This is a genomic window from Egibacteraceae bacterium (assembly GCA_035540635.1).
Taxonomy (GTDB): domain Bacteria; phylum Actinomycetota; class Nitriliruptoria; order Euzebyales; family Egibacteraceae; genus DATLGH01.
This window is the reverse complement of the sequence record DATLGH010000021.1, coordinates 113,692-124,236: the sequence shown is the minus strand read 5'-3', so window position 1 is coordinate 124,236 and position 10,545 is coordinate 113,692. Positions and strand designations below refer to the sequence as shown.

The following is a 10,545-nucleotide window of genomic DNA, read 5'->3' as shown; positions in this document are numbered from 1 at the left end:
GCCCGCCCCCGAGCGCCCCGAGCGCCCGCAGCGCGTCCTGCGCCGTCGCCCCGGCCTCGACGCGCGCGTCGGTGCCGTCGGGGCCCTTGACGAGGATCTCATCGGTCGACATGGAGGTCGAGGATAGCGGGACGCTGACCGCTGTCTGCCGGGCGGTGCGCGACCTCGCCACCCCGGTGGCCGACGGGGCCAGCGTCGAGCCGGTCGCCGCCGACTCCGAGGAGGGCCGCGCGGTACTGCGCCACTCGGTGGCCCACATCATGGCCCAGGCGGTGACCGACCTGTTTCCGGAGGCGAAGTTCGCCATCGGCCCGCCGATCACCGACGGCTTCTACTACGACTTCGACGTGCCCCGGCCCTTCACGCCCGAGGACCTCTCGCGCGTCGAGGACCGCATGCACGAGATCGTCCGCGAGGCGCAGGCCTTCCGCCGCCGCGAGCTGTCCCGCGACGAGGCGCTCGAGCTGTTCGCCGCCCAGCCCTACAAGCAGGAGCTCATCGAGCGCGCCACCTCCGGTGAGGGCGTGAGCGGTGACGAGACCGTCGACGTCGACCCCGCCGCGGCGGGCACCGTCACCGTCTACGACAACGTCCGCCCCGACGGCAGCGTCTGGCCGGACCTGTGCCGCGGCCCGCACATCCCCACCACGAAGTGGGTGCCCGCCTTCGCCCTGCAGCGGGTGGCCGGCGCCTACTGGCGGGGCGACGAGCGCCGGCCGATGCTCCAGCGCATCTACGGCACCGCCTGGGAGTCGAAGAAGGCCCTGCAGGCCCACCTCGAGCGCCTCGAGGAGGCCCGCAAGCGCGACCACCGCAAGCTCGGACGCGAGCTCGAGCTCCTGCACTTCCCCGAGGAGCTCGGTCCCGGCATGGCGATCTTCCTGCCCAAGGGCGCGATCGTCCGCAAGGAGATGGAGGACTGGATCCGCGCGGAGACCCTCCGGCGCGGGTACGAACCGGTCTACACCCCCCATGTCGCCCGCGAGGAGCTGTGGCAGACCTCCGGCCACCTGCAGAACTACGGCGACCTGATGTTCCCCGGCATGGAGGTCGAGGCCGCGACCTACCGGCTCAAGCCGATGAACTGCCCCTTCCACATCCTCGCGTTCGGCTCGCGCACCCGCAGCTACCGCGAGCTGCCCCTGCGGTTCTCCGAGCTCGGCACCGTCTACCGCTACGAGCGCTCCGGCGTCGTGAACGGGCTCCTGCGGGCGCGCGGGTTCACCCAGGACGACTCGCACATCTTCTGCACCGCCGCGCAGCTCATCGACGAGGTCGCCGGCTGCCTCGCCTTCGGCCGCGACGTGTTCGCCGCGTTCGGCCTCGGCGAGCCCTCACGGGTGGCCGTGTCCACCCGCCCGGCGGACAAGTCGGTCGGCACCGACGAGCAGTGGGCGCACGCCGAGGGGGCGCTCGAGGAGGCGGCGGCGAGCTCGGGCATCGCCTACTCCATCGACGAGGGGGAGGGCGCGTTCTACGGCCCGAAGATCGACGTGCACGCCCGTGACGCCATCGGCCGGGAGTGGCAGCTGTCGACGATCCAGGTGGACTTCACCCTGCCGGAGCGCTTCGCCATGGCCTACGCCGGGGACGACGGCTCGCCGCACCGGCCCTACATGGTCCATCGGGCGCTGTTCGGGTCGATCGAGCGCTTCTTCGCCGTGCTGCTCGAGTCGACCGCCGGCGCCTTCCCGACGTGGCTCGCTCCGGTGCAGGCGGTCGTCGTCCCGGTCGCCGACCGCCACCACGACTACGGATGGGTCGTCGTGGCCGCGCTGCGCGCCCGCGGCCTGCGCGCCGAGCTCGACGACGCCGACGAGACGATGGGGGCCAAGATCCGCAAGCACCAGCTCGCCAAGGTCCCCTACCAGCTCGTCGTCGGCGACAGCGAGGCCGAGGCCGGCACCGTCGCCGTGCGCCCCCGGACCGGCGACCAGCGCAAGGACGTGGAGCTCGGGCCTTTCGTCGAGGAGCTCGCCCGAGAGGTCGCCGACCGCCGATGAGCCCGGACCCTCCGGAAGGCGCGCGCCGGGTCGACGAGCAGCGCCTCGACGCGCTCCAGCGGCTGTGGACGCCGTGGCGCATGGCCTACATCCGCGATCCCGACCGCAAGGTCACCGGATGCCCGTTCTGCGTCCTGCCCGGCGGCGGCGACGACCGCGAGGCGCTCATCGTCCACCGGGCCGACGCGTGCTTCGTGATCCTCAACGCCTACCCCTACAACCCGGGCCACCTCATGGTCGTGCCCTACCGCCACGTCGACGCCTTCGACGCCCTCACCCGCGACGAGGTCTGCGAGATGGCGCTGCTCAGCCAGCGGGCCGTGCGCATACTCGCCGCCTGCACCGAGGCGCAGGCGTTCAACCTCGGCGTGAACGTCGGCGCCGTCGCGGGGGCCGGCATCGCCGACCACATCCACCAGCACGTCGTCCCGCGCTGGGGCGGGGACACGAACTTCATGCCGGTCATCGCCGGCACGCGGGTCCTGCCCGAGATGCTCGAGGACACCTACGACCGGCTCGCGCCCGCCTTCGCCGCGGCCTGACCGCCCCGGCACCAAAGCGCCTCCGGACCGATCGCATAGCCTCAGGGCCACCATGGCCCTGAACGCCTACGCGCGCGCCGCCACCGACCGGGTGCTCACCCCGGTCGGGCGGGCCATGGCGCGCATGGGGCTCACCGCCAACGGGCTCACGACCGCCGGTCTCGTGCTGTCCGCCGCCGGCGCCGCGGTCGTCCTCGCGGGCTACCCCCGGGCCGGCGCGTGGGTCCTTGCCGTCGGAGCGGCGACCGACGCGTTCGACGGCATCGTCGCCCGCGAGCGGGGCACGGCCGGACCGTTCGGGGCGTTCTACGACAGCGTCGCCGACCGGGTCGGTGACGTGCTCATCTTCGGCACGGTCGCCTGGCTCGTGCGCGACGACCCGCTGCTGTTCGGCGTGGCGGTGTTCGTCCTCGGCGGCTCCCAGCTGACGAGCTACATCCGGGCGAAGGCGGAGTCGCTCGGCTGGAACGCGACGGTGGGCGTGCTCGAGCGGGCCGAGCGCGTCATCATCATCCTCCTCGCGATCCACTTCGCCTTCGTGCCGCTCGCGCTGTGGGTGCTCGCCGCGGGCACCCTCGTCACCGTCGTCCAGCGCGTCCGGGCCGTCCTGCGCCAGGCGCGGACCGCCGCCGACCCGTCGCGGGAAGCGGGGAGATGACCCGCTACCGCGGGACGGGCTTTCCCGGCCAGCCCGTCGACCGCAACCCCGGCGCGCACGAGCGCATCCCCGCCGACCCGCGCCCGGAGAGCCTCGCCCTGCGCGCCACCGCGGTCGCGTGGAACCTCGTCTGGGAGGCGGCCCGCCGGGTGCCCGAACCGGCGGCGCACGCAGGCGCGGCGCTCGCCGCCGGGCTCGCCTACCGCATCGCCGGGCGGATGCGCCGCCAGCTGACCGCCAACCTGGCCCGCGTCGTCGAGCCCCACGAGCTCGACCGCACGGTGCGCGCCGCCTTCCGGTCCTACGCCCGCTACTGGGTCGAGGCGTTCCGGGCCGCCGACCTCGACGCCGACGACCTCGACCGGCGGACGACGACGAACGGGTTCGGACCCCTCGACGCGGCGCTCGACGAGGGCAGGGGAGCGGTGATCCTGCTCGCCCACCACGGCTCGTGGGACGTGTGCGCCCAGTGGGGCGAGACGCACGGCTACCACATGGCCGTGGTCGCGGAGGTTCTCCGCCCCCGCGCGCTGTTCGCGAAGTTCGTACGCCTCCGCGAGACCGTCGGCCTGGAGGTCGTGCCCCTGCGCCGGGGTGAGGACCTCGTCGGGCGCCTCGGCCGCGTGCTGGCCGCCAACCACCTCGTCGGCCTGCTCGCCGAACGCGACCTCACCGGCCGGGGCCCCGTCGTGCGGCTGTTCGGCGAGGACGCGCGCATCCCACCCGGCCCGGTCGTGCTGTCCCAGCGCACCGGCGCCCCGATCGTGCCGGCGACGATGCTCCAGCGGCCCGGCCGGCGCTGGCACATCGAGGTCCTGCCGCCCCTCGACGTGACCGGGCTCGGCGTCGAGGAGGCGGCGCAGCGCGTCGCCGGCGCCCTCGAGCGCATCATCCGGCTCGACCCCGCGCAGTGGCACGCCGTCCAGCCGGTGTGGCTCGCCGACCTGCCCGAGCACCGCCGTGGGGACTGGGCGCCGTCGGCATGAGGATCGCGCTCGTCTGCCCCTACGACTGGCTGCGTCACGGTGGTGTGCGCGGCCACGTCGAGAACCTCGCGGCGCACCTCGCGCCGCGCCACACGGTGCGCATCCTCGCCCCCGCGTCCGGGGCCGTGCCCGAGGAGGGGGTCGGCCACCTCGTCGTCCCGGTCGGCCGACCGGTGCCCGTGCCCTACAACCGGTCGGTGGCGCCGGTGTCGCCCTCGCCCCTGGCCGCGCGGCGCACCCTCCAGGCGCTGCGGTCCTTCCGCCCCGACGTCGTCCACGTCCACGAGCCGCTCGTGCCGCTCGTGTCGGCGGCCGCGTCGGCCTTCGGGCCCGCACCGGTCGTCGGGACCTTCCACGCCTGGTCGGACGCCGACCGCCTCTACCGGTTCGTCGCCCCCGTCGGGCGGCGGGTCGTGCGGCGCCTGGCCGCCCGCCTCGCCGTCTCACCCTCGGCGCAGACCTTCGTCGGGGAGGCGCTGCGCCTGCCGCTCGGGTCCTTCCAGGTCGTGCCCAACGGTGTGGACGTCTCCGCCTACGCCGACGCCGAGCCGTTTCCCGAGCTCGCCGACCCGGCGCGCCCCCTGCTGCTGTTCGTCGGCCGGCTCGAGCCACGCAAGGGCCTCGACGTGGCGATCCGGGCGTTCCTGCGGGTGCACGCCGCGGACCCCTCGGTGCGGCTGTGCGTCGTGGGCGAGGGGCCCGAGCGCCGCCGGTGCCAGGACATGGTGCCCGGTTCCCTGCGCCCCCACGTGCTGTTCGTCGGGGCGGTGCCCGAGGCGGAAAAGCCCCGCTACCTCGCGAGCGCCGACGTCCTCATCGCACCCAACCGCGGGGGCGAGTCGTTCGGGATCGTGCTGCTCGAGGCGATGGCCGCGGGGCTGCCGGTCGTCGCGAGCAACATCCCGGGCTTCCGGGGGGTCGTGAAGGACGCCCGCCAGGGCCGCCTCGTGCCGCCGGGCGACGCCCTGGCGGTGGCGGACGCCGTCGGCACGCTGCTCGCCAACGCCCACCTGCGCCGCGCGATGGCCGCCGAGGGCCGGCGCACCGCCGCCCGCTACGACCTGCCGGTGGTCGGCGCCGAGGTCGAGGCGGTCTACCGGAGGGTCGCCGGCCGCCCCTAGGTGGCTGGTGTGCAACGAGGGGTCAGGGGTGACCGGTTCATGGGCTGGTCCTTGGTCAGGGCGTGTTCTGGGGGTGCTGGTGTGATCTGGTCGCCGGTGGCGCGGTGTCGGGCGTGGGGGCAGGGGGCGGCTGGGGTCCCTGGTGGGCGGTGTGCTGGCGGTGTGGGCGTTTCATGCGGTGGCGGCCTGCCAGCCGGTGGTGTTTCGGCGCACGCCGAGCATGGCCAGGCGTGCGATGTTGTGCGCGGCGGCGTTCCAGTCCCAGTCTTGGGCCACGCGTTGTCGGCCGCGTACGCGGGCGCGGCGTCCGCCGTGCCCGCGGCGGACGAGGTGAGCGAGCTTGCGTTCGACCTTGGGACGGTTGGCGCGGTAGTCGGCCTGCCAGTCAGGGTCGGCCTGGCGGGCGCGTGCAGCGGCCAGCAGCGCCTCGTGGGGTCCGACGTTGACGCTGCGGCCGGCGGGCGAGGCGGTGCATTGGGCGCGCAGCGGGCAGTCGGCGCACAGCCCGCCGAACGTGGCGGTGCCGTTGCCGTTGGCCGCGACCTTCAGCCCGACGGTCTGCCCGGCTGGGCAGGTGACCGTGCCGGCCTGCAGGTCGACGTCGAAGCGGTCCTTGCTGAACCGCCCTCCCGGCGCGGTCGCGGGGGCCACCTTGGTCATCGCGGTGGCGCCCATCTTGCGCAGCGCCTCGAGGTTGTCCCCGCTGCCGTAGGCGGCGTCGCCGTACACCCGCGGCCCGCCGCCCTCGCCGTCGCCCGCGGCGCCATCGTCACCGTCGTCGGGGTCGCCGGCGGCGTCGTGGCTGTCGTCAGGGGTGTCGGCGGCCGGGTCGTCGTCGGCGTGGGGCGTGCCGGTGTTGGTCGGGTCGTGGTCGTTGTTGGGCGGGTCGTGGTCGTCGGTGGTCGCGGCGGGGGCGGCGTCGTGGGTGGTCGCCGACGGGGCGACGAACTCGGCCAGCAGCGTCTGGGTGGCCTCGGCGTCACCGACGTTGGCCGGCGTCACCGCGGTCTGGGTGATGATCTCCGAGTCGGGGTCGACCGCGACGTGGCCCTTGTAGCCGTCGTAGCGGCGCGCGCTGGTCTTGTGGCCGTGGCGGGCGTCGGGGTCCACGGTGGAGATCACCCGGTCGCGGGCGACCCGCCGGGCGATGCGAAACACCCCGTCGTCGCCCTCCTCCACGTCCTGGCCGACCACGGTGGCCAGCAGCGCGGCGGCCTCGCCCACCGCCGGGTCGGCGGTGGTGGCCTGCTCGACCACACCCAGCGCGGCCAGCCCGTCACCCACCAACTCGTCGACCAGCAACTCGCGGGCGGCCGCGTCGTCCCAGTCGCAGGGCGGCTTGCCCGCCGCCGTGTAGTCGTCGTGGCGGACAAGCGCCGCCCGGATCGCGGCCGCCAACGCCGCCGGCGCCGCGCGCAGCAGCCCCCGGATCGCCGAGCGGATCAGCGTCACCGTGTCCTGGGTGGCGACCGCGTCGAACAGCGGCGCGGAGTCCAACGCCCGCTTGACCCCCAGCAGCCCCGCGTCCGCGGCCAGATCGGTGGTCGCGCGAAACACCCGCTTGGGGTCGTTGGAGTCGCGCAGCCGGGCGCGCATGTCCACCAGCACCGTGTGCGCGAACGACGCCCGCTGGCCGGCGTCCCAGCCGCCAAGCCCGCAGGCGTAGCGCCAGCGCACGTCAAACGCGAACCGCTCGCACGCCTCCCGGTCCGACAGCCCCCCGAGCTTTTGCAGCACCATCACCGTGGCCACGATCGACGGCGGCACGCTGCGCCGACCCGTGGACGTGAACAGATCCGCGAACATCCCGTCAGGGAACAGGTTGTCGCGCTCACGATGCAACAGCGCGTACACCGACCCTTCGGGCACCGCCTCGTCGCAGTGCCGGGTCACCTCGTCAAGGAGATCACCTTGCCGCTCGGCCACACCCAACGTCACACCGCAGCCTTCCGCGAGAACCACACACCTGTCATTCTCGCAGACGCCGGCGCGAAACCCTCGCTACCGGCACGAAAAACACCAGTCACCTAGACTGACCCGATGACCACCACGCTGATCGTCGCCCTCGTCGTCGGGGGGCTGCTCGTCGGGGGGTTGGTCCTCGCCTACAACGGGCTCGTCGCCCTGCGCAACGCCGTCGAGAACGCCTGGGCGAGCATCGACGTGCAGCTCAAGCGCCGCTACGACCTCATCCCCAACCTCGTCGAGACGGTGAAGGGCTACGCGAGCCACGAGCGGGAGACCCTGGACGCGGTCACCCGCGCACGCGCAGCGGCGATGGCCGCCGACAACGCCGCCGACCAGGCCCGGGCCGAGAACGAGCTCAGCCAGGCGCTGTTCAACCTCCGCGCCGTCGCCGAGGCGTACCCCGACCTCAAGGCGAACCGCAACTTCCAGCAGCTGCAGGACGAGCTCACCAACACCGAGGACCGCATCGCCTTCGCGCGCCAGGGCTACAACGACGCTGTCCGCCGCTACGACACCCGCCGCCAGTCCATCCCCTTCAACGTCGTCGCCGCGCTCGGCAGCTTCGGCTCCTACGACTACTTCGAGGCCGACCCCGACAGCCGCAGCCCGGTCGAGGTGCGCTTCTGACCGGGTGGCCGGTTCCGGCCGCACCCGCCGTCCCGCGTACACTCGGACGGTAACCGAACCGAACCCTCTTGCAGAGGAGCAGTTCTTCGTGCGCCGTGCTCCTGCCGCGGCGGCCTTCGCCGCGGTCGCCACCGTGCTGGCCATCGGCCTGACCGGCTGCCAGGGAACCGATCCGACCGCGGGCGGGCCCGACGACCCGCCCGCCGCGCCGACGCCGGACGAACCGATCGTCGCGCCGCTTACGGGGGTCGAGGTCGACGACCCGGGCGTGCTCCAGCGCCCCGTCGTGGCCCTCAAGGTCGACAACGCGCCGATGGCCCGCCCGCAGCTCGCGCTCGAGGTGGCCGACATCCTGTTCACCGAGGTCGTCGAGGGCGGCACCACCCGGTTCATCGCCCTCTACCACAGCGCCCTGCCCGAGGAGGCCGGGCCGGTGCGCTCGGGCAGGGACGTCGACGCGCAGATCCTCCCGGCCTTCTCGCCCGTCTTCGGCATCTCCGGCGCGGCCGGACCGACCTACGTGGAGCTGCGTGGCGCGGGGCTGCTCGTCTACGAGGAGGGCCAGGCTGAGGCGTTCACCCGCGACCGCAACCGGCCGTCGCCGCACAACCTCATGGCTTCGACCGTGGCGCTGGCCAACGCGGCGGGCGACCTCCCGCCGGCCACCGCCCCGTGGCCGTTCGACGCCGCCCCGCTGGAGGGCGGGCAGGAGGCGAGCGCGGCGCAGCTCGTCTACAGCCCGTTCTACGCGGCGGCGTGGGACTGGGATGCCGGCCAGAACGCGTGGGTGCGCAGCCAGGAGGGCGGCCCGCACACCCGCGCCGACGGCGAGCAGCTGTCGGCCGACACCGTCGTCATCGCGCGGGTGAGCGCCTTCGACGGCGCCGGCGTCGACGCGGGCGGCAACCCCGTCCCCGAGGTGAACGCCATCGGCGAGGGTGACGCCACCATCCTCCGCGACGGGCGCAGCTTCCCCGCGCGATGGCGCAAGACCGCGCCGGACAGCCACTTCGAATGGCTGACCCCGGAGGGCCAGCCCCTCCCCTTGAGCCCCGGGCGCACCTGGGTCGAGCTGGTCCCGAACGCGGGCAGCGTCACCGTCGCCACCACCCCCGCCGGCGGGTAGGCTCGGCAGTAATGGACGACAAGCAGTCGGGGCCGCAGCTTCGCGGCTCGTCAACCGTCAAGCGGGGCCTCGCCGACATGCTCAAGGGCGGGGTCATCATGGACGTCGTCACCGCCGACCACGCGCGCGTCGCCGAGGAGGCCGGCGCGGTCGCGGTCATGGCCCTCGAGCGGGTGCCCGCCGACATCCGCGCCGACGGCGGCGTCGCCCGGATGAGCGACCCGGCCATGATCGAAGAGATCATGGCGGCCGTGTCGATCCCCGTCATGGCCAAGGCCCGCATCGGCCACTTCGTCGAGGCGCAGGTGCTCCAGGCCATCGGCGTCGACTACGTCGACGAGTCCGAGGTCCTCACCCCCGCCGACGAGGCCCACCACATCGACAAGCACCGGTTCACGGTGCCGTTCGTGTGCGGGGCGACGAACCTCGGCGAGGCCCTGCGGCGCATCGCCGAGGGCGCGGCCATGGTCCGCTCCAAGGGCGAGGCCGGCACGGGCAACGTCGTCGAGGCCGTCCGCCACATGCGGTCCATCACCGGCGGCATCCGCCGCCTCGCCGGCCTGAGCGAGGAGGAGCGCTACGCCGAGGCGCGTGACCTGCGCGCCCCGGTCGAGCTCGTGACCGAGGTGGCCGAGACCGGCAAGCTGCCGGTCGTGCTCTTCACCGCGGGGGGGATCGCCACCCCCGCCGACGCGGCGCTCATGATGCAGCTCGGCGCCGACGGGGTGTTCGTCGGCTCGGGCATCTTCAAGTCGGGCGACCCCGCCCGCCGAGCCCGCGCGATCGTCGAGGCGACGACGTACTTCACCGACCCCGACGTCGTCGCGAAGGTCAGCCGCGACCTCGGCGAGGCGATGGTCGGGCTCACCGACCCCGGCGTCGCGCTCGCCGAGCGAGGCTGGTAGGCGCCCACCGGCGGCTTCCCGGAAGCCAGCTCGGGCGAGCGGGTTGCCCACGGTGTGGACAACCGGCTCGCCGAGGGTGGCTGGTAGGCGGCTGCGGCGCGCCGCCTACCAGCATCCGGGGGGAGGCGCTCCCGCAGCTGCCCCGTCACCAGCGTCCGTGTGGGAAAGCGCCAGGCGCTCACCTGACCGCGATGGCCTCCCGGCTGCGGTCGGCGGCGAGGCCGACGCCGAGGGCCAGCGCGCCGGTGGCGAAGTGCAGCGCGTGGTCGGCGACGTTGAGCGCGAGCAGGTTCGCCTGGGAGCTCTCCGGCACGATGACGCCGAGGAAGGCCACCGCCACGTAGACCACGCCGATCGCGGTGTTCACGAGCCGGGCGGACCCGAGCCCGCCGACCGCGCCGAGGATGAAGCCGGCGCCGACGGCGAGGTGGACGATGTTGTGCAGCGGGTTCACCTCGAAGATGCCGAGCAGGAGCCCTCCTTCCGGCGACACGAACCCCACGCCACCGGTGACGGCGAAGCCGAGCAGTCCCACGGCGACGTAGACCGCTCCGAACGCGTAGCCGAAGATCTGGTTGATGCTCATGACCTGTGCCTCCTTCGTGGCGA

The 10,545-nt window shown here is 73.9% G+C and carries 10 protein-coding genes; 8 read left to right on the top strand and 2 right to left on the bottom strand.

The window, feature by feature from the left end; all coding sequences use genetic code 11:
• The first annotated feature begins 110 nt into the window (after positions 1-110).
• The 5 genes from thrS to VM324_04345 are packed head-to-tail and all read left to right on the top strand — an operon-like array spanning position 111 to position 5,310.
• On the top strand, positions 111-2,003 hold the full coding sequence (gene thrS / locus VM324_04365) for a threonine--tRNA ligase (protein HVL98508.1): 1,893 nt from the start codon (positions 111-113) through the stop codon (positions 2,001-2,003).
• Positions 2,000-2,545, top strand: a complete 546-nt coding sequence (locus VM324_04360) for an HIT domain-containing protein (GenBank protein ID HVL98507.1) — start codon at positions 2,000-2,002, stop codon at positions 2,543-2,545. Before thrS ends, VM324_04360 begins: the two co-directional genes overlap by 4 nt.
• 52 nt (positions 2,546-2,597) lie before the next feature.
• Positions 2,598-3,203 carry a CDP-alcohol phosphatidyltransferase family protein gene (locus VM324_04355; protein ID HVL98506.1) on the top strand — a complete coding sequence of 202 codons (606 nt, stop codon included), beginning with the start codon at positions 2,598-2,600 and terminating at the stop codon, positions 3,201-3,203.
• Positions 3,200-4,189 (top strand): phosphatidylinositol mannoside acyltransferase, encoded by a 990-nt coding sequence (locus tag VM324_04350; GenBank protein HVL98505.1) that lies wholly within the window; start codon positions 3,200-3,202, stop codon positions 4,187-4,189. The genes VM324_04355 and VM324_04350 overlap by 4 nt, the downstream gene beginning before the upstream one ends.
• Entirely contained in the window at positions 4,186-5,310 is a 1,125-nt protein-coding gene (locus tag VM324_04345; protein ID HVL98504.1) for a glycosyltransferase family 4 protein, read from the top strand. Before VM324_04350 ends, VM324_04345 begins: the two co-directional genes overlap by 4 nt.
• A 171-nt stretch (positions 5,311-5,481) precedes the next feature.
• Here VM324_04345 and VM324_04340 read toward each other — a convergent pair whose 3' ends face one another.
• A complete protein-coding gene (locus VM324_04340) occupies positions 5,482-7,248 on the bottom strand; it encodes a transposase (protein HVL98503.1) in 1,767 nt (588 codons plus the stop codon).
• 102 nt (positions 7,249-7,350) lie between these two features.
• On the opposite strand from VM324_04340, the gene VM324_04335 reads away from it, so the two are divergent.
• From VM324_04335 to pdxS, 3 genes are all read left to right on the top strand, one after another.
• On the top strand, positions 7,351-7,905 hold the full coding sequence (locus VM324_04335) for a LemA family protein (protein ID HVL98502.1): 555 nt from the start codon (positions 7,351-7,353) through the stop codon (positions 7,903-7,905).
• An 88-nt stretch (positions 7,906-7,993) separates the two neighbouring features.
• Positions 7,994-9,031: a DUF3048 domain-containing protein gene (locus VM324_04330; GenBank protein ID HVL98501.1), complete on the top strand. Its 1,038-nt coding sequence runs from the start codon at positions 7,994-7,996 to the stop codon at positions 9,029-9,031.
• 11 nt (positions 9,032-9,042) lie between these two features.
• Entirely contained in the window at positions 9,043-9,936 is an 894-nt protein-coding gene (gene pdxS, locus VM324_04325) for a pyridoxal 5'-phosphate synthase lyase subunit PdxS (GenBank protein ID HVL98500.1), read from the top strand.
• A 178-nt stretch (positions 9,937-10,114) separates the two neighbouring features.
• Here the strand turns inward: pdxS and VM324_04320 are convergent, their stop codons facing one another.
• On the bottom strand, positions 10,115-10,522 hold the full coding sequence (locus VM324_04320; protein HVL98499.1) for a DUF4383 domain-containing protein: 408 nt from the start codon (positions 10,520-10,522) through the stop codon (positions 10,115-10,117).
• Positions 10,523-10,545 lie beyond the last annotated feature (23 nt).

What these genes read in the sequence shown, in the direction of transcription:
- VM324_04355 (HVL98506.1), top strand. Translation starts at nt 2,598, where the DNA reads ATGGCCCTGAACGCCTACGCGCGCGCCGCCACCGACCGGGTGCTCACC.
- VM324_04350 (HVL98505.1), top strand. Translation starts at nt 3,200, where the DNA reads ATGACCCGCTACCGCGGGACGGGCTTTCCCGGCCAGCCCGTCGACCGC.
- VM324_04345 (HVL98504.1), top strand. Translation starts at nt 4,186, where the DNA reads ATGAGGATCGCGCTCGTCTGCCCCTACGACTGGCTGCGTCACGGTGGT.
- VM324_04320 (HVL98499.1), bottom strand. Translation starts at nt 10,522, where the DNA reads ATGAGCATCAACCAGATCTTCGGCTACGCGTTCGGAGCGGTCTACGTC.
- pdxS (HVL98500.1), top strand. Translation starts at nt 9,043, where the DNA reads ATGGACGACAAGCAGTCGGGGCCGCAGCTTCGCGGCTCGTCAACCGTC.
- VM324_04360 (HVL98507.1), top strand. Translation starts at nt 2,000, where the DNA reads ATGAGCCCGGACCCTCCGGAAGGCGCGCGCCGGGTCGACGAGCAGCGC.
- VM324_04335 (HVL98502.1), top strand. Translation starts at nt 7,351, where the DNA reads ATGACCACCACGCTGATCGTCGCCCTCGTCGTCGGGGGGCTGCTCGTC.
- thrS (HVL98508.1), top strand. Translation starts at nt 111, where the DNA reads ATGGAGGTCGAGGATAGCGGGACGCTGACCGCTGTCTGCCGGGCGGTG.